A 25,838-nucleotide genomic window follows, 5' to 3' on the forward strand; every position below is an offset into this window, starting at 1 on the left:
CTATCCCAAGTATTTGCTTAAAAACGGGCCAAGTCGCTCTGTTACAAACAAAGGCAGCTTTTGCCATGCGCTAATAAACATTTTGTATTTAGGGTTATCTGGGCTCAAATTAGGCAGCGAATCAGCATTGATTAATTGGCAATAGTAATACAATGGGCGAGGTTGAATACCCCATGTTTTCTTATAATTACCCGAGCCAGAGCCGTTTTTACTGCGTCCGAAATCAAATGTAGTACACCCTTTTTGCAGTTTACTTCGGCACATTAAGTCGTAGTACATGAAGTCATTACTTCTGCATTGCCGTGCACTCGGCGTTCCGCCACCATAATACGGCAAGACCGTATCTTTGAAATAAAATGATAAAACCGCCGACACCGCTTCGTCATCTTTTTTGATTAATAAGCACTCTACTTGCTCACCAAATTCTTCTTGTAGCGCTTTAAAATATTTCTTGGGAAAAACCGGTGTCCCCAGATTTCTCACGCTTTCTGAATAAATTCGGTGTACAGCATCAACATCAGTGGTTGTTTCAGCAACTAAATTGTTCTTCAAAGACTGCCGAACATTTGCCCGTTGTTTTTTCTTGATAGACTGAAGTATGGCTTGCTCGTCGTCTGCTAACGCCATTAAAAAAGTAGAATGGTTGCAGTTCAAGGTTAGGTTAGGATTATTTTCTCGCGGCTTTGTGTAGCGCAATTCAAGGTAATCAACACCCAATTGCTTACCTAAGTCAGCAGCGGCTTCTTCCAATGCTAACAGGGTATTTTCGCTGTCTGCTATCGCGCCGCCATAGACACAGAAAGGGGTAGAGATAAGCGTATGGCCAAACAATTTACTTTTTTGTTCTACAAGCGGAAGCAACCCACAAATCACGCCATTAGCTTCCATGTATAGATAATGGCACTTGTGGCGATATACACGCTCTATTACATTGCGCCAACCCGACAGATGGAAAAAGCTGCCTTCGCTGTGACCCTCAACATATGCGTCCCAGCGAGCCTGTTCCGCCGACGCCGAAGTTAACTTACAAACTCTTTGCGACATTGGTCTTCCTTTATACCGTAAACATCAGCCATTGTTCCCCAAGAAAAATCTGATAAAAGGCGATGTAGCTTACTTTCCATACGGCCTAAGTTTACATAATGGCGAAAGCGAGACTTAAGAGAAAGACCAGCAACTCTTGGCTGATCTACGTCTATTTCCCACGGGTGGAAATAAAAGTTGTATGGTTCATTTTCTGTCTGTAAGAAACGGCTGATACGTCGATTAGACAGCCAGTAAGGAAATAGGCGGAAATATCCTCCGCCACCAATGCCTTTGTTTGCAGCTTTCGCCTTTAGCGTTGGAATAGGTATTTCAACAATGCCTTCAGGGCGCTGATATTTGAACCTTGGCCAGTCGGGTACCCCATAAAGGTCATGTACTATAGGGTAAGTGCTTGACGAATAAACAAACCCTAAATCGACCAAGGTTTCATAAACCCACTGTGTTTTTTCGTTTACCGAAAAACTTGGTGCCCTATAACCGAGTATTTGTACGCCACCTATATCTTCCAAAATGGTTTTGCTTTTCGTAACGTCTTCGACAAACCCTGGTTTATCAAGATTATTCAATCTTGTGTGATCGTATCCGTGGCTCGCAAGTTCATGGCCCTCTTTCACAATCCTTTGAATAACAGACGGACACTTTTCAGCAACCCACCCTAAACAGAAAAATGTCGACTTCACATTATGCTCTGCAAAGATATCTAGAAGTCTGTTTGTGTTGTCTCCCACCCTCATTGGAAGCTTTGCCCATTCATTTTGGGTAATCGATTTTTCGAATGCCGAAACTTGAAAATAATCTTCGACATCGACTGTCATTGCATTCTTCACTAGAGGTATCTCACACAAATATATTTATCTACCGCGCCCGAAGAGCACAATCTCGGTTGTCCTTACCAAAATAAGTAGGTCTAACAGTAAGCTTTGATGCTTAACATAATACAAATCGAATTTTAGCTTCTCCATTGAATCCGCTACAGAAGACCCATACGGATAATTCAACTGCGCCCAACCCGCTAAACCGGGTTTAACGTTATGTCGTTGATTATAATATGGGATTTCACGAACCAACTGTTCTACAAATTCAGGTCTTTCTGGTCTTGGGCCTATAAAAGCCATTTCGCCTTTAAACACATTGATAAGTTGTGGCAACTCGTCAATGCGATATTTTCTTATAAAGTGCCCAATTCTGGTAACCCTGTCATCATTTTTACTTGCCCACTTAGCCCCATCTTTTTCGGCGTCGGGTCGCATGCTTCGAAATTTGATAATTTGAAATAGTTTACCGTTTAAGCCAACTCTTTCTTGCTTGTAAAAAACGGAAGTTCCTGTTTTAAAACCATCATCCAAAAAGATAATGGCCGCGGTTAACAACATAAAGGGCCAAGTAAACAGGAACACAAAAAAGGCAAGAAAAGCGTTAACAGCGTAGTCTAGTGAGTCGCGTAAATAATTTTGCGTGGTGAAGCCATTTGAATAAATTACCCAAGACGGATACATGAGGTTGACGACAATTTGCCCGGTTTCCCTTTCCATGAAATCAAGCAACTCGGTAACTTCAATGCCTCTTAATTTACATTCAAATAATGCATCTAGCGGTAGCGTACCTCTACGCTGATCACAGGCGATGATGACTTCCTCGATGTCATTATCGAAAATAAACTGACGAAGACCCTCATCGAGCTTGATATGCACTATCTTTTCGTTTCTTATGCCTTCCTCTCTGTTGTCGCCAGGCACTGGAATAAAACCAATTAATTCAAAACCAATTCTGTCTACGTCTCTACGCATTCTTTTTTCAATAATCGATGCGCGCTCACCCGCGCCAAGGATCAGTGTTCTTGTTTTACCTAACCCTAAAAGACCAAGGCGTGTAGTAAAATAACGAAACACTACAAGCGTGACGATAGACGCGCATGATGCAGCAGGTAGAAAATAGGAGTGAATAGAAAACAAATCAGGCAACAGCGAAGACGCTATCGCTACACAAAAATAAGCAAGACCAACGCTTACGAATATTCGCCTAATTATTCCCCTGAAGGTTTCACGTAATTTACTCTCGTAAAGCCCCACCGACAGCATACAAACCACTACTATCAGGGCGAACGCTCCAATAGTGACAATGACAGAACGAACATTTTCTGGCGCCACACTCGACAAAGACGGGTAGTAAGCGCGCAGGATCACCAATATCAAATACGAAATATAGCTTATAAGAACTAAATCACTGAGCACCAGCAGATTTGACCGCTTATTATGCCTTTTATTATTCGCTGCCATTAATAGCTCTTCCCTAGCGAAGAAGTAAATTGAATCATAGTATGGAAATATTACATCAAATCAATGGAACAAAACACGCATATATGACGTGCTTGCACTTAAAAATGTGCGAGGGCTCGATATTAGACACATTAGCTATCTAATATCTTGCCTTAAGAGACAAATAAGTTAACAATACTTTTTGCGTTTGTCTTGTATAAACCGTCGGATGAAGACAGGGAACAAAATTAAAGGTGCTATGATGAACTTAAATACGTCTGCGTTGAAGTTGCTAGCTACATTATTACTATCGGTTTTGCTTTGGGGGTGCTCTTCAAATGCAAAGCTTCCCGAAGCAACGGTTCACCCATCGCTGACCAGCGATATCAACGACTATCGCTATCTGATTGGCCCAGGAGATGCTGTCAACATTTTTGTCTGGAGAAACCCTGAGCTATCGGGAACATTTTCAGTTCGACCAGACGGAATGATTACCACTCGACTTATAGAAGACATTGAAGTAACGGGTAGAACCCCCACTCAGCTGGCAAGAGAACTTGAAGAAAAGCTGAGTGTCTATATCAACAACCCCAGAGTTTCGGTTACGATAGGCGGTTACGTAGGGCCATTTAGTGAGCAAGTACGCGTTATCGGCGAAGCAACCAACCCGCGAGCAGTAAATTACAAAGAAAACATGACGTTACTCGACCTCATGATTGCCGTAGGTGGCATTACTGAATTTGCTGACGGCAACAGCACGCAACTTATTCGCACCGTGGATGGAAAACAAAAAGCATATCGCATATATATCGACGACCTCATCAGAGATGGCGACATTTCCAAAAACGTAGACATTCTACCTGGCGACATTATCATTGTGCCCGAAGCCTGGTTCTAGGAAGAACATTTAATGTTAGATTTGCAGCAGTTATATGCCCAAGTATTGGACTACATAAAGGGCATATGGATAAAAAAGAGATATATACTTCTCACTTCTTGGATAATCTGCCCACTAGGGTTTGCTTATGTGTTAACGCTACCAGATACGTACTCTAGTTCAGCGCGCGTGCACGTTGATACACGCTCTATGCTTGCGCCTCTTTTACGAGGGCTGGTTATAAATCCAAACCAATCTCAAGAAATAAGCCTTATAGCGCGAACATTAAAAAGCCGTGAAAACTTAGAGCGCATTGCAAGAGAAACTGACCTAGACATTACCGTTATCGGGCCAGGCGCGTTTGACGAGCTTATCAGTGAACTCAATAGCAACATAAAAATAAGCCCAGGGGGGCGTTCAAACATTTTTAATATTTCGTTTAAACACGAAAACCCTAACGTAGCTAAAAATGTTGTACAAGAAACCCTGAATTTGCTTATCGAAACAAGTTTGGGCAAAAGCAGAGTTGAGTCAGACTCAGCTTACCAGTTTCTGCAACAACAAATTGATGAATACGAGCAACGGCTTATTGAAGCCGAAATGCGCGTTGCCGACTTCAAAAGAAAATACTCAGATATCCTTCCAGAAACCGGTTCGTATTACTCGCAGTTAAAATCTGCTGAAGCAAATTTAAACGAGACGAAAAGGACAATTAGAGAAACCGAAAGCAGAATAGCATCGTTAAAGCGTAATCTAGAGCTTATGAGTCAAGCGGGTGATTCTGAGTCTGCAGGTAGCTTAGTCCCCACACGTTATGACTCCCGAATTCAAGCGCTTGAGAACAAGCTAGACGAATTAAAGCTTAGATTCACCGACGAACACCCCGATGTTATTGAAGCAAAAAGCTTATTGGCCCGTTTAAATACGCTAAGAGACAAAGAAGTTAAGTCCTACATTGATAGCCTTGAAAACGCAACGAGTATGTCTGCCGATAATCCGTTATCCATTGATATTAGTCAGCTAGAAAGCCAGCTTGCATCGTTAAATATTCGCAAAGAGGATTTTGAGTCAAAGATATTAGAACTTGAGACCAAAATTGACTTTGTGCCTCAACTTGAGCTTGAGCAGAAAGCGCTGAACAGAAACTATGGCATTATAAAGGCCAAATACGAAGAGCTACTTTCACGCCAAGACTCTGCTGAGTTAGGTAAAAAAGCGGATATTTCTGACGATGATCTTAAGTTTAGGGTGATATCACCCCCTAGCCTTCCTAGACAGCCATCGGGGCCAAATAGAATATTGTTCTATACTGGTATTTTGATATTCGGTTTTGCGGGCGGCTTAGCCATTGCTTTTGTTCTGTCACAGTTTTCTCCTGTTCTGATGAGAGCGCAGCAGTTGTCTTCGCTTGTTAACGTGCCGGTTTATGGCACCGTTGCAAATTTACACGCAAAAGAAATTAAGAAGCGTAATACTCGAAACCTGTTCATCTTTTTAACGTCATCTGCCATATTGGTTATGATTTACGGTTCGTTGGTATTAGCCTCTCTGTTGAACATCAACATTTATCAGCGGTTTATAGCATGAGTACAATTGAAAAAGCGTTGGCGAAAAACAAAGCTGGTCAGTCGTCAAACAACGCAAATTCCGAGCAAGTAAGCGATGAGGCTCAGATTGCCGCTGATTCTGCAGCGTCGACTCAACAGAATAATGACGCTACAGTGGCTTCTAGTGACAGCACTGCAGCGCCTTCTGACGGCCAAGGTATGCCGCACATTAATTTGGATATGAACTACCTAAGCGAAAAAGGCATGGTAGACCATAGCGCAGAAAGGCGCATAATTAACGAAGAATACCGAGCAATAAAACGCAAGATAATTTCAAATGCATTTGGTCCACTTTCGAAAACACTCGACCACAGCAACGTGATTATGGTGACAAGTTCGAAGCCCGGCGAAGGAAAAACTTTTACCGCAGTAAACTTGGCATTAAGCATTGCTTCTGAGCAAGATAAAACCGTTTTGTTGGTTGATGCTGATGTGTTGCGTCCTAATGTTATGAAGACGCTAGGGCACAGTAATCAGGAAGGCTTGATTGAATACCTACTAGGAGAGAAGGGCTCGGTGTCTGACATTATGCGGGCCACCAACATTCCTAATTTAAAAATTATCGCCGCAGGCAAGCCACACCGATTGTCAAACGAATTGCTCGCCTCTGAAATAATGAGACAAACCGTTGATGAGTTTTCCACGCGCTATAAAGACAGGATTGTTATTATTGATACTCCGCCTTTGTTGGGCATTAATGAAACGTCAGTACTCACCAACTTAGCGGGGCAAGCACTCGTTGTTTGTGAAGAAGGTAAAAGCAAATTACACGATATAAAAAGTGCAGTGGCCCATTTAAACCCAGATATGGCTATCGGCTTTGTCGTTAACAAAGTGCTTAATAACGACCAAGGCCCGGGCTACTACGGATACTATTACGGTACAAACGAGACTGGATAAATGAAAAAAAAAGGACTTTACGCTTCACATATTGTATTACTCAGTATTATTGCGACACCGTCGATCCGTGCAGCAGAGTTAGCTTTTTTTCCTAGTGTTCGTACCACCGCAGCCCATACAGAAAGTAGCCCAAATGGCCCTTTAGATACCAGCTATGTAGAAGTCACCCCAAGTTTTGCTCTGTCTTATCAAAGTGCAAAGCTGACGACTTATGCTTCTATATCTAACCGATATTTTTATAGAGATGTAGAAGATGACACCAGCTCAGAGAACTTCCTAACCGGCAATTACAATGCGCGATATGAGTTGATAGACGCTAGCTTGTACCTTCTTGGCTACGGGTCACAGTCCTACAACTCTATCAACGGCTCAACACTACTTATCGATGACCTGGCAACAACGCCGCAAAATCAGACAAAAACCAAAAGCAATAGTGCAGGTTTCGAAGCTACCAATATAGAAAACAGCTGGTTCGCACTCTCTGGAAGAGCCATTGTAAGTAAATTTGAAAGCGACAATACCTCTGACGCTCTCGATAGTGATCAAGTATCAATAGACAATACAAATTATACGTCGCGGTTGAGCATACGAAGCGGTAAACGCTTCTCACGCTTAAACTGGATAGTTAATGACAACTATAGAAAGACAGAACGCGATGACGGGGAAGATTCATCCAGGCACGCCTTAAATGGCAATATTCGCTATGAGTTTGTTGATAATTGGCAAGCCATTGTTCGATACAATGAGTCTGTTCAACGCTTTGACAACATTGACGATGAAGACGACACATTTCGCTCGTACGGTGCAGGTTTACGATATGATGTTAACAACAACTTTATAGACCTGGTGTACAACAAAGTTGCTGAACAAAGTAATTTCTCAGATACAGACAACGATGAATTCTTTTCTTTTAGATTTAACTTTCGGTTAAGTCCAAGAACACAATTGAGCGGGAGTAGAGATCAAGATTTCTATGGCGACACTGAATCACTTAGGTTCACCTTTGCAAATCGAAAGTTTCGCCTCTCTACACAATACAGTGAAGAAGTTACCGCAACGTCAACGGCATTTGGTGAAGATTCAACGGGTGTTTTTGTATGCCCTGCAGATTACCTAACGGTTGACGACTGTTTCATTCCTGATTCATTAACCTACACGCTTCAGCCTGGTGAAACATTTCAAGACTTGTCAACGTTTCAAGACAGTTTAAATGACGATGAAAGAGTAAGGAAAAGCCTTACCATAAACACAGGATACCGGTTTAATAGGCTAACGGTCGCTGTTCAAGGCCGAAGAACACGGGTGAATTTTTTAGGCTCGAACGAGACTACGCTGCAACATACAGCGTCGGGCAGCGCGATACTGCGTATAGGGGTTAAAACGTCGCTTAGAGGTCGTGCAGCCATGGTGATTTCTGAGCCGGATGACTCGGAATTTGATAACAAAAGCTATTTAGGTTCACTGGGTCTTTATTATCAGCTGAACAATGACATCAACTTTTTTGTTGAAGGTCAGTACAGAGTATTGGAGTCTGACGTACCGCTGGCCGAATACCAAGAGCGCCGCATTCTGTTTAACATGAGCTACACGCCTGGTAGGCAGCGCGCAAGGCAGTTACGACAAAACTCACGAGCCAGCACCACCAATAACGACAACGGCAACAACATAAATAATTTCAATAACTTTTAAGCGTTCATAGAAGCGGCGTATGACGTTAAAAAGCAAAGAACACCGCCACACCAAACAAGCCGCTTGAAACCACTCATATACCAACGCATTTTTAAAAGTGAGCTATTTGGGCTGTTGATCGTCGCTTTTAAGCCTAACGTAGGTTTTAAACTTTTTCTTCATGAGTTTATCGACATATTGAGTCATCTTAACTTTTTGAGATATAGCATCATCTAGCGCGTCGACTAAATCAGCAAGCATATCTAAATAGTATTTGGTGTCTCGAACGACATTACCTTGAGGCGTCATAATGGTTTTGCTTTGAGGACTGTCAGCAAAACCCATGTTCTCTGTTACTTCAGCGTTGTTTTTTTCTGGCTCGAACATTTCCGCTTTAACTTCTTCAATCACCTCGTTCACTGCGTCGGCATTAAAGCTTTCGAGCTCCTCTAAAAAACCGTACAGCATTATACGATCCATAAGGGTATTTATTTTACGAGGGATCCCGCGAGAGAACATGTGGATCCGCTCATATGCTGCCTCTTCAAACAACGCAGCACCACTCCACCCCGCATGCTGTAGTCGATACTCAATATATTCTTTACACTCATCTAGCGTTAACGGCGCTAAGTGGCAAGACGCCACAATTCGCTGACGGAACTGCTCCATATTGGGCGCCCGTAAAATGGGCTGCAGTTCATCTTGGCCAAGAAGAAAACTTTGGATTAGGGGTTTGCCGTTATATTGAAAATTACTTAACATGCGCAGCTCTTCAATCGTCTCAAGAGGCAGATTTTGTGCCTCATCAACAAGCAGTAATGCGCGTCGGCCCGCTTTGTTTAAGTCAAACAGAAAAATTTCTAACGCTTTTAAAATATCGGCCTTGGAACGTCCCTCGGTGGGTATATCAAACTTAGCAGCCACCATTTTAACAAGTTCATCGGGTGAGAGTTTTGGCGTTACTATTTGGGCAGCAGCGATATCGTCTTCAATCTCTTGCAGCAGGCTGTTGGCAACGGTAGTTTTGCCCGTACCTATCCCTCCGGTAATCACAATAAAGCCTTCCGCTTGAGAGAGACCATACTGTAAGTACGACATTGCCCGCTTATGCCATTTACTAGCGAAAAAAAAGTCTGGGTCTGGTGTTAATTGAAACGGCTTCGAGTTAAGTCCGTAATAACTTTCATACATGCAGTTTACCGTTAAAGTTAAACATTAAAAAATAGGTTGCGTGAGTGACTCAAAGCCAAAACCGTACACCTTTGAGTTAGACATCAATGAATAAACGCCATAAAACAGCCCTGCTCACCTTAGCTTATTTTGGGTTATACGCTCTATTATTCCCGTGGTCGACACGCCGTCTTCGAAGGTAAGTACTTTTACATCACCTCCATTTTCCAACACTTCTTTCCCCCCTGCGATTTCATCAACTGTGTAATCGCCACCTTTCACAAGCACGTCAGGCAGAAGCCTGGCAATGATGCGTTGAGGAGTGTCTTCTTCAAATGGCACAACCCAATCCACAGCGCTCAAGCCTGCCAATACAGCCATTCTTCTATCAACGTTATTCACTGGGCGCCCTGGACCTTTAAGTGCGGTAACAGACGCGTCGGTATTAACCGCCACAATAAGTCTATCGCCTAACTGAGCGGCTTCTTCTAGGTAGGCAACATGACCAGAGTGCAGAATGTCAAAACAACCATTTGTCATAACAATTCGTTCACCGCGCGCTTTCGAGGCCTTTAACGCCAACGCTAGCTGATCTTCCGTCATCACACCGCCGTCCAAATGCACTGACTGCTCTCCAATAGCTAAAGCTAGCTCAGTATTCGTAACGGTTGACGTACCTAACTTGCCGACAACTACACTTGCCGCGAGGTTAGCTAATACACATGCAGCTTGTAACGGCAGATTGCACGCTATCGCAACAGCAAGTGTAGACACCACCGTATCGCCTGCACCCGTTACATCGTACACCTCTTTCGCTTTAGCGGGTAAGTGAAACTCACCGCTACCTTGTTCAAACAGAGTCATCCCCTTTTCAGAGCGCGTAACTAAAAGCGCGTCTAATTGCAGCGTGCTTTTTAACTCACGTGCTTTTTGTACCAACTCATCTTCTGAGCCGACAGCGCCAACTATCGCGCACAGTTCATCCATATTTGGAGTGATAAGCGTTGCACCGGCGTACTTTGCAAAATCGCTGCCCTTCGGATCGACAACTACCCGCTTACCCTTGGCGCGAGCTTGTTGAATTAACTTCTCGGGATGACTCAAACATCCTTTTGCATAATCGCTCAAGATAACAACATCCGCATCATCCAGCGCGTCATCAAACCTCGCTTCTAGGCTTGTTTTATCTGCATTTGCGAAGCTTTTTTCAAAATCTAAGCGCAATAACTGTTGATTTCTACTCATTACTCTGAGTTTCGTAATGGTGTCAAAGCCGTCTACTGTGAAGAAATCACATTTTACATTGTAGGACTCTAGTTTTTCGCGAAGGATGGTGGCATTTTCATCATTGCCACACATACCTAACAAGGTCACGTCTGCGCCAAGTGTAGCTACGTTTACAGCAACATTGGCAGCGCCACCCGCTCTATCTTCTGCGCTATTGACATTAACAACGGGAACAGGCGCCTCTGGCGAAATACGCCCCGTACCGCCACTCCAGTAGCGGTCTAACATAAGGTCGCCAACAATAAGCACTTTGGCTTTGCTAAAATCTGGTAATATCATGCTGTTATTAAATTAGAAGAACTGAGAACATTGGCAAAGAGTATAACAGCCAAGGGCGGCAATACCCACCAGCGAAATACAAATAACCACTGGTATCTCTATCTTGTAGAAAACAAGTTAGGCCAGATTTACACCGGAATTACAACTGACCCACTCAGGCGTATTGCTCAACACCGCGGTGAACTTGCAGGTGGCGCCAAGGCCTTAAAAGGTAAAGCGCCGCTGTCGTATCGGGCCATATTTGAGGTAGAAAACAAGTCTCAAGCGGCAAAACTTGAATGCGCCGTGAAACGGCTAAGTCGGCAACAAAAAAACGCCATTATAAGCAAAGGAAAACTGGGCGAACGGCATTGCATTAAAACGCAGTTCCAAAGTAAAACCGCATAAGTAATGCGCGAAAACCAATCGCCTTTAGCCACCGAGTATGGCATTTATTATCATTGCATTGCCGATACTTAATGTGAAACCCAGTGCAGCCACTCCCACGTTGTGTTGTTGGTCAACCTCTTGTCGGAAGTTCATGCCAAAAAGAATAATCTTTTTACTGATTAGCACCAAAATATGCAATGCCACTGCCATACATACGCTTACAATCAGCCACCCAGTAACATTACTCACATAACCAGACGGGTTATAAATGATAATGTTTTTTGCAGCAGACACGATCATTGACGTACCCAACAGGTTACCTGAGTGCTCGATTGCAAGTGCAAGCTGACCTTTTTCCAGTGCCCCTTGAAAAGAATCGTTTTGATTGTCTTTTGCATATCTGAATTCAAGAATGCGGGTCATTACCAATAGCATTGTGAGCACGACCAAAAAGCCTGTAACAATGGCAATTAGGGCGTTCATATCGCTTCCGTCAACCCACAACATGATGTTGTGCAAAACAATTGCACTTGCAACAAGGCTTGCCGCATCAACCAGTGCAACACTTACACTGCGCTCTGCAATCATTTCATGTGTATCAATCTTGTTGAGCACAAGTTTGTCGTGCGCAAAACGGCCGAGTTTTACCAGAAAGATCCCCACTATGCCAAACGACACCATACCAATAGCTGCCTGCTCGTAGCCCTGCCCGACGTGACGACCTACCACTGAACTGAGAACGATGCAAAGCGCTAACATTCCCCCGGCAATACTGATCCCAAACGCAAAATTGTCTTTTACGCCTAACTCTTCTGTTACCGAGTACTTTCGAAAAGCACCGGTGAGCCACTTCATTACCATAAGCAGCACAAGCGCTATACCGATATCCATCGCGAGATAAATTAACAAATCTTGCGTTAACGGTACTAGTTTTACTAAGGCTTCCACGTTATCTTTCCCTTAAAGAGTTTAGCGATATTTCACCGATTATTTATTTCTAGTAACAACACCACCACGTTCTTTTTATTGCCGCTGCCATAAAAAAATGTGGAACGATATACGTTTATTTTGCGTGTAACATGAAGACCGGTTGAATGATGAAATACATGTATTAACAGAGACTAAGCGAATATTATGCCAGTAGACAGCGAAAATATCATGACAAACGAAGAGCAGGCCGAGAAGGTTTGGAACAAAGTGCGCTCTACGTGGGTTAACGACGGCGAAGATGATGTTTTCATAACATCACATCAAAGCGCTTTTTTACTTGCTTTTCGCCGTTCTGCTTTTGTTGCAAAAATTGTTGAGAACAAGCCTTCAATCGCGAAAGTAATCGTAACAGCGCCGCCAATACAAGAGCATTTACCTACTTATCAATCACTGCTTGAGAACGCGCTTTTAAATGTGAAGACGGAAGACGACTTGATGCGTGTGCTTCGGCAACTGCGAAATCAGGAAATGGCTCGAATTGCTTTTCACGATGTATTGAACAACCAAAGTATTAAAACGTCACTTCTACAGGTATCTACTCTCGCTGACGCACTTATTACGCACGCATATCATTGGCTTTATTCACACCTCTGTGAGCGCTACGGGCACCCGCGTAACGATAGTGGTGATATGCATATGTATATTTTAGGAATGGGAAAGCTAGGCGGACGCGAGCTTAATTTCTCATCAGATATCGACCTGATTTTCGCCTATCCTGAAAAAGGCGAAACGCAAGGAGGCCGTAAACGAATTGAAAACCAACAGTTTTTTACAAAACTTGCTCAGAAGCTGATACAAGCACTCAATAAAATCACCAATGACGGACAGGTATATCGGGTTGATATGCGGCTGCGTCCTTTTGGAGAGTCAGGCCCACTGGTTTTACATTTTGCCGCGCTAGAAGACTATTATCAGGAACAGGGACGCCATTGGGAACGTTTCGCCATGATTAAAGCGAGGGTTATCAACGACGATAATTCTTCAAATGTGCAATGGTTGAAGGGTATTCTTCATCCTTTTACATTCAGGCGTTATTTAGATTTCACTACGTTGGACGCCTTGCGCAATATGAAAAAGCTTATTGCCACGGAGATCCGTAGACGGCAACTAAAAAATAACATCAAGCTTGGTGCTGGGGGTATACGTGAGGTCGAGTTTTTTGCTCAAAGCTTTCAGCTTATACACGGAGGACGCGAACCTAAATTACAAAGCAAGTCATTGCTTAACACGCTGGACAGCCTTGCTAATCTCGGCATTGTTGAATTATCAGTAACGGACGAGCTCACCAACGACTATCTCTTCCTTCGTAAGGTTGAACATTCTCTTCAACAGTACGATGATGAGCAGACACAAACACTGCCAGAAAAAACCTCTCAGCAACAAGCGCTTGTTGATATTTTAGGGTTGCCAGACTATGCCACTTTTCTTGCCGAATTGAGTAACGCAATGGAGAGAATTCACGGTTATTTTAATGAACTTGTTGAAGAATCTCACGAAACACATACAGAAGAAGACGCACTATTCACGGCTTGTTCAGACGCATGGAGACTTCAGCTTGAGCACGCTGAATTCGCTCAACTTTTTACTGACTTTTTGTCAAAAAGAGAAATTGAGGGAGCATTTTCAAAGCTAGAAGACTTCAAAAGTAAACAGCGGCATTATCGTATCGGCCAAAAAGGTGAAGACACGTTAAACAAGCTTTTGCCAGAAATTTTGTATGTATTAATTATTCAGCACCCAAATAACACAGTACAGGTACTTTCACGGTTATTAGGGGTAATTGAAGCAATCACAGGTCGCACTACCTATTTAGATTTACTGCTCGAAAATCCTGAAGTACTTAAGCAGCTTGTTCGATTGTGCGAGCGCAGCGATTGGATAGCACAGGAAATTAGACGTTTTCCTCTGTTACTAGACGAACTTCTTACTCCACTATACCTCGGCCAGCAGAACACTGATATTGCAACGTCGAAGCGTGAGTACGAAGAAGAATTAAGGGAAAACATGCTGCGCATAGAGCACGACGACGTTGAGATGCTCATGGATGCGTGGCGTCAGTTCAAACTTTGTCAACAGCTTCGAATAGCAGCCAGCGATATCAGTAATTCTCTACCTATCAATAATGTAAGTGACAAACTAACCGTTTTAGCAGAAGTGCTCTTAGAAGCCGTCATCAACGCTGCTTGGGGACAAATGCAAATGCGCTTTGGCGTTCCCTCACATCTAGAAGGTAACGACAAGGGTTTTGCCGTAATTGGGTATGGCAAGCTTGGGGGGTTCGAACTGGGTTACGGCTCCGATCTAGACCTGGTATTTATTCACAACGCCCCTCGCGGTATTAGTACAGATGGAAAGAAGTCGATTGAAGCACAGCAGTTCTACATTAAATTAGCGCAACGCGTTATGCACCTGCTCAATACAAAAACAATTTTTGGCCAGCTGTATGAAACTGATTTGCGCCTTCGTCCATCAGGCAACGCTGGTTTACTTTGTTGCCATATTGATGGTTTTGAAAAGTATCAACGCGAAGAAGCATGGACATGGGAACATCAAGCGTTAGTCCGGGCGCGCGGTATTTGTGGCGATAGCGCTCTGCTCGATAGTTTTAAACGTGTTCGACACGATATACTTTGCCTGCCTAGGGATAAGTCACAGCTTGCTACCGAAGTGTGCAAGATGCGAGCAAAAATGCGTGAACATTTATTATCCAATTCAACAGAAAAAATTGACTTGAAACAGTGTGCTGGCGGAATTACAGATATCGAGTTTATGGCACAGTACTGGGTGCTAGCGTTTGCACACGATAATGAAAAGATGACGCAATTCCCCGACAATCTGCGCATTTTCGATATCGCCGCCCAAGAAAACATTATCGATAAGACAACGGCTTCTAAACTTCAAGCCGCCTATCTAGCCCTTAGAGAACAATATCACCACCTCACGCTTGCCGACACAAAATACGCTGACGCAAGTGAAGCGCTAGAGGCTATACGTGAAAAAGTTAAAGCGCATTGGAACGCACTTTTTAACTAAACATTTATTGCGTTAGCCCCCGAGCCGTTTGCAGTTGCTGGCAAGAAAATCAGTTTCTCGCTCTGTCACTACTAGCGAGCGTTGCTCGGCACAAAGGTACGTTTTTATGGGCCTTTCGAAGTTACTATCGATGGCACGAGCAATTTGGGTTAACGAACCGGCAACCGTATTTTCAAGTTGAAATTGGTACTTGATAACAAAGTCTTGTTCAAGATTCCAAATAACCTGCATTCCTTCAGCTTGTGCATATTGCGAAATTGCACCGCGCAATGTATTTCCTTCAGAAAAGGTTCTGTATTTATGCTCTCCCGACCAGTTTTTATCTACCGGCCTAGTTCGACTCGACATTTGAGAAAGTGTTTGGTCGAGATTGGGGTCGACACCAGCTACGTCTAGAACAAAGTCACTTTGTTCATCTTCAAGAGGATCGGTAGAAGACTGTCTAAAGTCACGATAAAACTCACTTAATCCACGCGATACTGACTTTTCAGTCTTCTGAGACTCGGCTACTGGACTATCTTCTCGTATTTGCAGTATATAGATTAATACGCCTGCCGCAATAATGATGACAACCGCAATAGCAATTTGCTTTGCCCAAAAAGAAGTACTTGAATAACTCGTTTGACCCATACTTATAAAAACCTAATGCTGATTTATCTACTTCAATATGTCCATTGCCCTACCCCTATTGTAGACGAAACCACCAACTGCGCGCATAAGCAAAGGTTGGCGCTAAACCTACAAGTTTAGACGTGCTAATTATATAGCGAGGCTGGGTTTTCTTTAGGCCTTGTTTTAAAACGTTTGTGCATCCAAAGATAACTTTCAGGCTGCTCTTTTACTGCCGCATCAATATGCTGATTTAGCGTAGTTAACGCAGCTGCATCTTCCATTTCTCCTAACCCTATTAAAGGTGGGAAGATCTTAATTTTATAGCCGCTTTTTGTATACTGCGACGTAATAAGCATCGGTCTAGCTTGGCTTCGTCTTATAAACATAAGTGTCGCCGTAGTGGTAGCCGTGTCTTTAACCCCCCCAAATGGCACAAAAATACTCTGTTTGGGCCCATAATCTTGGTCGGGGAGATATAAACAGAGCTCGTTATCATCTAAAGCGGCCAATAGCGCTTTGGCATTTCGTTTATCAATCATGTACTTGTTCGAACGATTTCGACCATGGTACTGCAGATAATCAACAAGCGGGTTGTTGTGCTTTCTATAAAATGCAATGCTCGGGTGGAAAAAGCCGATACCGCGGCACGCAAACTCAAGGTTCATATTGTGCAGTGCCATACCAAATACACCAGTACCTCGCGCTAGTGCTTCTTCAACGTGTTCTGTACCTTCTATCACAATAGCGCGCTTCACACGCCAGCTAGGCCACCACCAGCCCATAGCCGTTTCAAATAAAGCCATGCCCGTACGGCGAATGTTTTCTCGATAAAGCGTTTCTACTTCTTCATCAGAAAGTGTGGGGTTCCACAGCTGCAGGTTTTTTTTGGCCACTTTTGCGCGCTTAGGAACAATAAGCGCAATCAGCTTACCTGCACCCGCACCAAGCAAGCGGATCACGGGTAGTGGTAACCATGTTATAAGATAAAGAATGAAGACACCCAGCCATACAGGCCAATACTTGGGGCCTAAGAAGGCAAGTTTGAATGCTGGAGCTTTTATTACCGCTGCCAATGTATTTTCCTCTATTTACAATGCCATATAGTGTACCAGAAGAGGAATAGAGTGGCTACGAAGACGCGCTAAGCATGCATGTGCAGCATGCTTATGGTGGGCGCCGATTAATGGGATTTGTCGATTGACTTAAGCTTTTTCTCAAACGCTTGGTATTGCTCGTTGTTGTCATAATCAAAATGGTATTGATTATGAAAACCGAACTGCAATTTTACGTTCGCATCTTCGATATAAAGTGTATAACCGTCATGGTCCGTAAAAGCAGTAATACCATTAAGTTTATACTGCTCGTTTTCTTTCGCACCAAACTGCCTAATTTTATCGAAAACCCGTAATAGAAACTTGCTGTCTAACTCGTTTTTCATAGTTAAAACCTCTTTTCAGTCTTTACACTACATACTGTTAAACAGCCGCTTTGGATTTTATCTGTACTCGCCTTATTTGAAGTTATACCTAAAGCCTATGCTAAAAGTATGTGCAGAAAAGTTGTCTTCACCACCAAAAAACACGTATTCCATACGTACCATTGACGAATGTGTTACGTAGTAGTCAAAACCCAGTCCAGCAAGCCCTGCAGCAATGCTATCATCGTAAGCACAGGTCAATGGCGTTTCAGCGCTTCCACATTGAACATCAGATGATATATCAACTTTCGCCACGCCAAGTTTGTAAAACAACTCGCCAGAGGCATTTGACGCTTTGCCAAGTAGTGCTGCATAGAGTGCGTCTCCAGATGCATCGGCAACATCGTTGGAATAGTCAAACAAACGGTAGTAGCCACCTTCAGCATACCATTGTTCATGTATTTGTCTGCCGTACGCTAAGCTGAAGGATATTTCACCTTCACTGTCATTAGCAAAGTCAGCATCACTGTAACCTATCGTTGCGAGACCATAATTAGCTTGCGCAGCGCAGCTGCCTGACACGCCCATTACCCAAATTACCGCTATCCATAAAAGCTGCTTCATTCTACCCTCAAAAAAAGTATTCCAATGTAAATTGTAAGTGATCATCTCGACGTAAAAAGAAATAAGTATCTTGTTCGTCATCAGATGAAAAAAAATAGCTGTCTAGTTTCCATCTCCATTGCGAGGAAATTCGACTAGAGGCCTCGATAAACCCAGAATAAGTACTCGCTTCGTCCAAGTCTTGAACCATGCCGACAAGTATCTGCGTGCCATCTAAATCATTTAGATTTAATCTAACACCAAACATAACGTCATTTTGACCCACCGCGAAAAAGTTGTTTTTTCGCTCATCGAACTGGTATTCGAGTAAAAGCCCAAGTTCATAACCCGTTCCTAATACGTCGGGCTGAGTGTACTCAAAACCGGCGACCAGAGCACTAAAATCATCAGATTGTCCCTGCCTATATATCGCTTCAAGTTTCAAAAGCCACGCACCGTAAACGCTTAGCGCGTCTATGCCTACCTGCTCAATTTGAGCATAATAAGATACTATTTCAATATTCCCAATGGAATTCAACTTATTAAGTAATTCTGGTTCTCTCGAAGTACCGTCGAAGTAAGATACCCCCAGTTCCCAATTCCCAAGAGAAGACTGCCATCGTATGGCATAATCGACATGCTGATTTTCCTCTGACGATTCATACTCTGCATTACTTATAGGGATAGGAGGTCTAAAACGTCCTTCTGCCCCTTGAAAAGTGCGTTCGCGAAAGTAAGGCAAAACATAAAATGACAGCGCTCCAGCGTTAGAAAAGTATGCATAATTTAGCATAGCTTGACCAAGTTTAATCTCACCATCAATAGACTCTACGGCATCGGTCTGATTGATGATATCAACTAAATGCAGCGATTCTGTTTGCCCCCAAAATACTTTACCAATACCGGCTTTAACTTCCCAAGAGTCACCGTATCGTGTCCACATTAGTTCTCGAATATCGGCATGCGTGCGCTCGCTGTCGTGTTCATCGATACGTAGGAAAGGCTTAAAAACAAGCGTGTCGTTTCCACTTATTTCGCTGAAAAATTCTGGAGAAAGAAACAACGACGTGTAGGCTCGCTCTTGTTGCATATACAATGCATCTTGTAGAAAATATCGTTGTTCTATACCGGCAGAGCCCGAATACTCGATTTCCGCTTGTAAGGAGCAACAGTAGATCCATAAACCCAGCGTTAACAGTCGCGGCTTCATCGCGCTCTCTTCAAACTATTTTTATTAAAATCTTTGCTAGTAAGGTCAGTATCAAACGTGATGCTCTGTGTAATTAAATAGGTCGCTTTTCCCGTTTGTGCGTTTTTCACTTCAGTTCTAAGTGGTCGCCAAAACTTACCTTCATAAAGCGTGTACTCTTTCGCAACAAGGGTTTTCAGCAGCGCTTCTTTTTTGTCGTAAAACTCAATTTTTTGAACCCGAAAATGCGCTTTATCAATCCATACTTTTTGGAAGGAGTAGCCGGAGAATTCGTAAACTGGTGTTTGTTTTAAAACGTAACAGTCCTCTCCATTCACATTGTCTTCACCTAAAAGCGTGTAAGAAAATTTCTCTACTTCATAAGAGGTCATATCTTCGAAAGCGAATTCACTTCCAACGAAAGGACCGCTCTTGTTTTTCGATGAAATCCTTTTAACCCGTTTCAATGCTGGTAGATAAATCCATTGTTCATCGGCAGTAGCTATGTGAGAAAAGCTTAAAAAAGCGGTGCCAGCAACGTCTCTTGGCGAGTTAAATACGGTTAATGCCTTGTCGCCATCATTCGTTACCTCTAATGATTTTATACTCAGCTCTCGTGTTGCTTCCTGACCTTGTGCATTTTTCAAAAGCATAGAAACTTCAGCCTCTGACGCATGCCACCCTGTATCTCTGACTTTGCGCTCTTTAGCGATTGCTAACGCCTCGTCGTCAGCAGCTACCGAAACATGAGCGTTAAGTAACGTACAAAATACAAAACTCAAAATAAACGTCGTTTGGATTATGGCTTTCATATTAAGATTCCTTTTGCAGTTTCGCTTTGGTTCCCATCCACAGCAGAAGCGAAGGTAAAAAGACAAAGTCTACAAGTAGTGCTGCAATAATTATTATAATCGTCATTAAGCCCATGTGCGCATTAAGCATGAAACTAGAAGATGCTAACGCGCTAAAACCAATCACTAACACCGCTGTCGTTGTCGTTAAAGCCATTCCCACAGACTCAAACGCAAACAAAATACTCTGTTCAACGCCTTTCCCCACTTTTTCTGCCATTTGATATTTAGACAAAAAATGCACGGTATCATCAACAATGATCCCCATGGTCATACTGATAACCACAGAAAGTGCCATGTTTATCTCGCCCGATACCAATCCCCATATTCCAAAGCCCACTGCCGCAGGAAGCAGATTTGTCACTAAGCTTATTACGCCTAAACGAAACGACTTTAAGGCGAAAAGAATTAAAACCGATATCAGCACAAGGGCAATTACACTTCCCCACACCATGCTCTTCATATTCCTCTCGCCGATGTGCGCAAACATCAGTGGGGGGCTTGCTGCTTCTATACGATAATCATTTCCTAAGCTTTGAAAATAGTGTTTTGCCTGTTGCTCTAAGCGAGTGAAGTCGTTGCTACCTAGATTTTTTGTTACCGCAATAACGCGCAAAGCAGATTTATCGATATCTATTTGATTGCCAAGGTCAAGCCCAAATGGCAACGACATTTCGTATAGCAATAAGTATTGAGAGGCTAACTCTGCTGTCTCAGGAATGGTAAAGTATTCATCGGCATCATTATTCAAATTTTTATTAAGTCGCTTAAGCGTATCGGTAAACGTAAGAACGTGATTAACCGACTCTTGTTGATTTAACCAGGCAGCGAAATTTTCGATATCTCTCAAAAAGGCGGGCGACGTTATACCATACGGTTCATCGGTATAGATAACGAAGTCGATGTTAGACATTCCCCCTAGTTTTTTTTCATTCACATCAACGGCTTGTCTAAATTCGCTTCTGTCATCAAAATATTCAACGGCAACATCATTTAAATGGTTTTTAAAGGAAAATGCGCTAATCACAATGACGGCGAAAAAACTGATAGGAAGTATTAACCGATAATGTGCTGAAACGGCATTACCCCATCGAGCAAAAATCAGGCTCTGACGAGCGTTCTTTATAGAAAGTGGCGTAAATGTTAAAAAAGAAGGAAGAACCGTCAAAGACAGAAGGCACGCAAGCATCACGCCGAAGGCGGTCATGTTACCAAGATGAGCCAAGACCGGAACCGCTGAAAAGTTTAGCATCATAAAACCAATTGCAGTGGTAACACTGGTAATAAAGATAGGCTTCTTGTTCGTACTTATACTTTTTACAATCGCCTCTTTCCTTGCAAACCCTTTGCTCAGAAAATATTTTACCCCCACGATGATATGGATGCAGTCAGCGACAGCAAGTGTCGTAATCATAGTGGGTGCGTTAACCGTGGCGGTACTTAAATAAATACCATACCACCCAGAAAGGCCTACTGTTATGCCTACAGACGTAAACACAACCACCATTGTCCATACCGCGGCCCAAAAAGAAAAAAGAATAATTGCAACCGACACAAAAATAAGAAGGAACATAAGTGGGACAAGCGTTTCTGCATCTTGTTGCGCCGATTCAGCAAAGGCATTGTTCATAATGACCATGCCGGTTAAATAAATCTGATGGTCTTGGTATTTATTCTCTAACTCGTGTTTCAGTGCTTTGGCAGCATTGGCAATAGCGATCACTTGCTGGGTCTGATCACCATCTGAAAGCTGGATCGTGGTATCAATTACGGCAACATCATGCTTAGACGAGACCAACCGGCCGATGATTTCCGGTGTATTTTTAACTACTCGCTTAATACGTTCAGCATCCGACTGCGACGCAGGGAGTACACCAAGCAAATCCTCCACTACCAAATCGTTATCCTCATCAAACGTATGCTGGAAATTTGCAATCGACTCAACTCTGGTTGACAAAGGAAGCTGCCAAGCGGCATCGGTTAATTCAGTAATGAGGGTTAGCGTTTTGGGTTTATAGACGTTACCGTCTTTAGGTATCACCATAAAGGCAACGTTTTCACTTTTATTGAAAACGTTTTGCATCTCTTCAAACGCAAGACGCTGCGGGTTAGTCGGTTCGAAAAAAACCTTGTAGTCACCTCTGAAGTATAAGTTTTTTGCTCCGATGAGTGATAAAGCGGTAACAATTACAAGCAATATGATCGTGCTCGCGGGATACCTAACTGCTGTCGGCGTTTCTTCAAGTATTCTGCTCATCACAACATCCCATGTCTAAAGTCACTTAACTATTACATGTAATTTAAAAATTAACACGTTGTAAATCAAATAACGTACTTACACCGTAGCAATTATATATAAATTCGGTGGATCGCAATATTCACCACAACACCTAAGGCACTGATAAACAAAAACATTAACACGATTTAATTCTATAGAACGCAATTTTTTTTGATCTTTTGCAAATTTGTTGTAGTATTAATATCACAACTGGTCAGATGAGCGGATGAGTTACTATGAGTATCAGAACTAGCTTAAAAAAAGTGTTACCCCCTATTTCAGTCACAGAACAGGAAGCCCTAGATGCGGGTGATGTTTGGATTGAATCTTCAATTTATCAGGGCAAGCCTGACATGCAGGCGCTTCGAGATATCCCTCAGGCAAAACTGAGCGCTGAAGAGCAAGCATTCATGGACGGTCCAGTAACTGAGTTACTGAACATGGTCGATGATTTTGAATTAGGTAACGGCAAGCATATTCCACAAGAAATTTTAGATTTCTTGGGCAAAAACCGTTTCTTCTCGATGATCATTCCAAAGAAATTTGGCGGTCTTGAGTTTAGCCCTTACGCAAACTCTACAATTGTTGCAACCATTGCAGCGAAAAGTGGTGCAATCGCGGTTACCGTTATGGTACCTAACTCGTTAGGTCCAGGCGAACTTCTTATGCACTACGGTACTACGGACCAACAAGACTATTGGCTACCTCGCCTTGCAGATGGTCGCGATATCCCTTGTTTCGCGTTAACCAGCCCAGAAGCGGGTTCAGACGCAGGCGCTATTCCAGACGCGGCTATTGTAACTAAAGGCGAATACAACGGCGAAGAAGTACTTGGCCTTCGCGTTAGCTGGGACAAGCGATACATTACGCTTGCACCCATTGCGACAGTACTAGGTCTTGCGTTTAAAGTATTCGACCCAGACCAACTTCTTGGTGACAAGCTAGAGCTAGGTATCACCTGTGCTCTTTTACCTAAGTCACACCCAGGAGTTGAGCTTGGTAACCGTCACGACCCAATGGGCGTACGTTTCTACAACGGTACTACTCGTGGCCAAGATGTGTTCATCCCAATGGACTTCATCATTGGTGGTCAGAAGAATATCGGTCGCGGCTGGCAGATGTTGGTTAGCTGTCTGGGTGCAGGTCGTGGTATTTCACTTCCAGCAATGGGCGTAGCTACCGCACAATCTGCTTTCAAAGGCACGGTTGAATATTCATTTGTGCGTGAACAGTTTGGTCTTCCAATTGGTCGCTTTGAAGGTATTCAAGAGAAAATGGCAGACATCGCAGGTAAGACTTTCTTACTTGAAGCGATGCGTGTACTTACCACTGAAGGCCTAGGCCTAGGTGTTAAGCCATCAGTAGTAACCGCTATTGCTAAGTATCACATGACTGAATTAGGTCGTGATGTAATGAATTCTGCTATGGATATTCAAGCGGGTAAAGCGATTCAACGCGGCCCACAGAATACGTTAGCGGGCGGCTATGCAGCGCTTCCAATCGCGATTACGGTTGAAGGTGCAAACATTCTTACACGAAACCTAATGATTTTCGGTCAAGGTGCAATGCGTTGTCACCCTTACCTTAAAGACATGGTTGACCTTATTCACAGCAACGAAAGTTCAGCGGATGCAGAGTTCAATAAAGTTCTTCGTAAGACGGTCGGTTTCAGCGTTAAGAATGCGTTCCGCAGCTTAGGTAAAGGCTATCTTCCTTTCCTACGTGAAAGCGAGTCGGCATTGCCAGAAGTTCGCAAGTACGAGAAGCGTGTAAACAGCATCTCGGCAAAACTAGCGCCACTTGCTGATTTATCGCTTGCGGTACTAGGCGGCGACCTTAAGAAAGCGGAGCTTTTATCTGCACGTCTTGGTGACGTAATGAGCTACCTATATGGTGCAATGGCAGCGATTCGTTTCTACGAGCAGCGCATTGAAGACAGAAAGCTAGCTCTACCGTATTTCGAATACGCAATGCAGTGGTCTTTACAGCAAGCTGATCAGGCAATTGTTAACTTTATCAACAATTTCCCGAACACGGCGACACGTGGTCTAATGCGTCTTCTTACCAACACTTATACCAATAGTGTTGCGGGTATTAGCGACGACCTAGTGCGTGAACTGTCAATTGCATCTATGCAAGACAACAGCGTTAAAGACCAGCTTACACACCTAGTACGTGTTAGCCCTGGTGATGGCAACGACATCAATGAACAAGCGTTTAAAGCGAAGCACGCGGTAGCGCATCTTCTTGGTAAAGTGCAAAAAGCGCTTCGCAAAGAGCCTGTAGTGCCGTTCATTTCTTTTGAGCACGCACTTAACAAGCTTCAAGAAAAAGGCGTAATTACGGCGGATGAAGCAGCTAAACTTCACGACTACAACGAGAAGCGTAAGCTTGCTGTTCGTGTCGACGAATACACGTTTGACCTAGAGCTCCTTCCTGCATCTCAAACGCTTAAGGCGGTTGATGGCGGTCAAAACGCAGCATAAATAAAATGTCACAGCCAAAAAGCCTCGGTTTCCGAGGCTTTTTTTTTGGGGGGGAGTGAAAAACGCACTAAATAACAGAGTCTGGAAGGTTTAATACCCATAAGTAATTATCTGTGTGAACTGGTTATTATTTGGCTATGCTTTAGCTAATGAATAGTTAAGCTAAAACATAACGCGTTTCACTCAATATTATGGCCAAGATATCAATTTTAGAACGGCGTTTTCTGGCTTTCTGCCATGTGTTTATCTTATTAAGTTTTGCTGTATTCATCGGACATGCCTACGCGGATCACGACGACGAGCATTTTATAATTGGTTATGTCAATCATCCTCGCGTTGTAAATCATTACAAGCCGCTGATAGAAAAGGCATATCAAGAAATTGGTATAAACGCGACATTTGAAGTCGTGGGGGGCGAAAGAGGGCTGAGACTGTTAAATCAAGAGATGACAGATGCTGATGTTATTCGTTATGAAATAGTGGCAACCTTGGATAACAACCTTATTGTCGTTGAACCTGCCCTCGCTTATGGCGCTTCACTTCTACTTTGCGCGCGCGGTATGTTGTGCAGCAAAAGTGTATTACACGACCCTGATACCGCAATCGCTGTAACTACACGGTTCTTTTATAACATAGACTCTGATCCTTCCAGTCTGCAAGCCAACATTTCCGAATTTGAAGATTTTAACCAAGTTATTACGTTGTTACGCAGCGGGCGATTTAACTACGCTATCTTGCCTAGCGATTTTTCTGAAAATGAAATATTTGAAAAGGCTGGTATAGAATACCTCCCTTTGGTTACACATAAACTTGTTCATGTTATTAATAAGAAACATGTTGCACTAAAGACCCCCCTGTCGCGAGCTATTGCAAATCAGCTAAAAAACCAATAGCTATATTGTCGTTTTAGCACAAACAAA

General features: G+C 43.1%; 21 protein-coding genes. 8 read left to right on the forward strand and 13 right to left on the reverse strand.

Translation table 11 applies throughout. From position 1 onward, the window contains the following. Genes BK026_RS08555 through BK026_RS08565 form a run of 3 tightly spaced genes read right to left on the reverse strand, consistent with a single transcriptional unit; the run spans position 1 to position 3,323 of the window. Entirely contained in the window at positions 1 to 1,044 is a 1,044-nt protein-coding gene (locus BK026_RS08555; RefSeq protein WP_071815490.1) for a FemAB family XrtA/PEP-CTERM system-associated protein, read from the reverse strand. Further along, the gene (locus BK026_RS08560) at positions 1,020 to 1,862 is read right to left on the reverse strand and encodes an XrtA system polysaccharide deacetylase (protein ID WP_071815491.1); all 843 of its coding nucleotides are present in this window, start codon (positions 1,860 to 1,862) and stop codon (positions 1,020 to 1,022) included. The genes BK026_RS08555 and BK026_RS08560 overlap by 25 nt, the downstream gene beginning before the upstream one ends. Positions 1,863 to 1,898: 36 nt before the next feature. Next, positions 1,899 to 3,323: a TIGR03013 family XrtA/PEP-CTERM system glycosyltransferase gene (locus BK026_RS08565; RefSeq protein WP_071815492.1), complete on the reverse strand. Its 1,425-nt coding sequence runs from the start codon at positions 3,321 to 3,323 to the stop codon at positions 1,899 to 1,901. Positions 3,324 to 3,564: 241 nt separating this feature from the next. Between BK026_RS08565 and BK026_RS08570 the strand changes: the two genes are divergently transcribed. From BK026_RS08570 to BK026_RS08585, 4 genes are read left to right on the forward strand one after another with little or no spacing between them, the layout of a single operon-like run. Next, positions 3,565 to 4,200 carry an XrtA/PEP-CTERM system exopolysaccharide export protein gene (locus BK026_RS08570; RefSeq protein ID WP_371264980.1) on the forward strand — a complete coding sequence of 212 codons (636 nt, stop codon included), beginning with the start codon at positions 3,565 to 3,567 and terminating at the stop codon, positions 4,198 to 4,200. 12 nt (positions 4,201 to 4,212) lie between these two features. Further along, positions 4,213 to 5,766, forward strand: coding sequence for an XrtA system polysaccharide chain length determinant (locus BK026_RS08575; RefSeq protein WP_071815493.1), 1,554 nt, complete (start codon positions 4,213 to 4,215; stop codon positions 5,764 to 5,766). After that, entirely contained in the window at positions 5,763 to 6,686 is a 924-nt protein-coding gene (locus BK026_RS08580) for an XrtA-associated tyrosine autokinase (protein WP_071815494.1), read from the forward strand. Before BK026_RS08575 ends, BK026_RS08580 begins: the two co-directional genes overlap by 4 nt. Further along, positions 6,687 to 8,375 carry a hypothetical protein gene (locus BK026_RS08585; protein WP_071815495.1) on the forward strand — a complete coding sequence of 563 codons (1,689 nt, stop codon included), beginning with the start codon at positions 6,687 to 6,689 and terminating at the stop codon, positions 8,373 to 8,375. A 102-nt stretch (positions 8,376 to 8,477) separates the two neighbouring features. Here the strand turns inward: BK026_RS08585 and BK026_RS08590 are convergent, their stop codons facing one another. Then, positions 8,478 to 9,545: an XrtA/PEP-CTERM system-associated ATPase gene (locus BK026_RS08590; protein ID WP_071815496.1), complete on the reverse strand. Its 1,068-nt coding sequence runs from the start codon at positions 9,543 to 9,545 to the stop codon at positions 8,478 to 8,480. Between the two features lie 114 nt (positions 9,546 to 9,659). Next, a complete protein-coding gene (hldE, locus tag BK026_RS08595) occupies positions 9,660 to 11,090 on the reverse strand; it encodes a bifunctional D-glycero-beta-D-manno-heptose-7-phosphate kinase/D-glycero-beta-D-manno-heptose 1-phosphate adenylyltransferase HldE (RefSeq protein WP_071815497.1) in 1,431 nt (476 codons plus the stop codon). A gap of 30 nt (positions 11,091 to 11,120) precedes the next feature. On the opposite strand from hldE, the gene BK026_RS08600 reads away from it, so the two are divergent. Next, positions 11,121 to 11,477: a GIY-YIG nuclease family protein gene (locus tag BK026_RS08600; RefSeq protein ID WP_071815498.1), complete on the forward strand. Its 357-nt coding sequence runs from the start codon at positions 11,121 to 11,123 to the stop codon at positions 11,475 to 11,477. Between the two features lie 24 nt (positions 11,478 to 11,501). Here BK026_RS08600 and BK026_RS08605 read toward each other — a convergent pair whose 3' ends face one another. Next, positions 11,502 to 12,407 (reverse strand): DUF350 domain-containing protein, encoded by a 906-nt coding sequence (locus BK026_RS08605; protein ID WP_071815499.1) that lies wholly within the window; start codon positions 12,405 to 12,407, stop codon positions 11,502 to 11,504. A 186-nt stretch (positions 12,408 to 12,593) separates the two neighbouring features. Here BK026_RS08605 and glnE point away from each other — a divergent pair, with 186 nt between their 5' ends. After that, positions 12,594 to 15,482, forward strand: coding sequence for a bifunctional [glutamate--ammonia ligase]-adenylyl-L-tyrosine phosphorylase/[glutamate--ammonia-ligase] adenylyltransferase (gene glnE / locus BK026_RS08610; protein ID WP_071815500.1), 2,889 nt, complete (start codon positions 12,594 to 12,596; stop codon positions 15,480 to 15,482). Positions 15,483 to 15,494: 12 nt separating this feature from the next. Here glnE and BK026_RS08615 read toward each other — a convergent pair whose 3' ends face one another. From BK026_RS08615 to BK026_RS08645, 7 genes are all read right to left on the reverse strand, one after another. Continuing rightward, positions 15,495 to 16,112, reverse strand: a complete 618-nt coding sequence (locus BK026_RS08615; RefSeq protein WP_071815501.1) for a TcpQ domain-containing protein — start codon at positions 16,110 to 16,112, stop codon at positions 15,495 to 15,497. A gap of 125 nt (positions 16,113 to 16,237) precedes the next feature. Then, the gene (gene lpxL / locus BK026_RS08620; RefSeq protein ID WP_071815502.1) at positions 16,238 to 17,167 is read right to left on the reverse strand and encodes an LpxL/LpxP family Kdo(2)-lipid IV(A) lauroyl/palmitoleoyl acyltransferase; all 930 of its coding nucleotides are present in this window, start codon (positions 17,165 to 17,167) and stop codon (positions 16,238 to 16,240) included. A gap of 107 nt (positions 17,168 to 17,274) precedes the next feature. Continuing rightward, a complete protein-coding gene (locus BK026_RS08625; RefSeq protein WP_071815503.1) occupies positions 17,275 to 17,532 on the reverse strand; it encodes a DUF3081 domain-containing protein in 258 nt (85 codons plus the stop codon). A 72-nt stretch (positions 17,533 to 17,604) separates the two neighbouring features. Beyond that, positions 17,605 to 18,135 (reverse strand): hypothetical protein, encoded by a 531-nt coding sequence (locus tag BK026_RS08630; protein ID WP_143142104.1) that lies wholly within the window; start codon positions 18,133 to 18,135, stop codon positions 17,605 to 17,607. A gap of 7 nt (positions 18,136 to 18,142) precedes the next feature. Beyond that, entirely contained in the window at positions 18,143 to 19,324 is a 1,182-nt protein-coding gene (locus BK026_RS08635) for a hypothetical protein (protein ID WP_071815505.1), read from the reverse strand. Further along, positions 19,321 to 20,115 (reverse strand): outer membrane lipoprotein-sorting protein, encoded by a 795-nt coding sequence (locus BK026_RS08640; RefSeq protein WP_071815506.1) that lies wholly within the window; start codon positions 20,113 to 20,115, stop codon positions 19,321 to 19,323. The genes BK026_RS08635 and BK026_RS08640 overlap by 4 nt, the downstream gene beginning before the upstream one ends. A 1-nt stretch (position 20,116) precedes the next feature. Next, a complete protein-coding gene (locus tag BK026_RS08645; protein WP_071815507.1) occupies positions 20,117 to 22,411 on the reverse strand; it encodes an RND family transporter in 2,295 nt (764 codons plus the stop codon). Between the two features lie 257 nt (positions 22,412 to 22,668). Between BK026_RS08645 and BK026_RS08650 the strand changes: the two genes are divergently transcribed. Both BK026_RS08650 and BK026_RS08655 read left to right on the forward strand, forming a co-directional pair. Continuing rightward, positions 22,669 to 24,918 (forward strand): acyl-CoA dehydrogenase, encoded by a 2,250-nt coding sequence (locus tag BK026_RS08650; RefSeq protein WP_071815508.1) that lies wholly within the window; start codon positions 22,669 to 22,671, stop codon positions 24,916 to 24,918. Positions 24,919 to 25,157: 239 nt separating this feature from the next. Further along, complete coding sequence (locus BK026_RS08655) at positions 25,158 to 25,811, forward strand: hypothetical protein (RefSeq protein ID WP_256253734.1); 654 nt, start codon at positions 25,158 to 25,160, stop codon at positions 25,809 to 25,811. Positions 25,812 to 25,838 lie beyond the last annotated feature (27 nt).

It is taken from the genome of Alteromonas sp. V450, from assembly GCF_001885075.1.
Classification (GTDB): Bacteria; Pseudomonadota; Gammaproteobacteria; order Enterobacterales; family Alteromonadaceae; genus Alteromonas.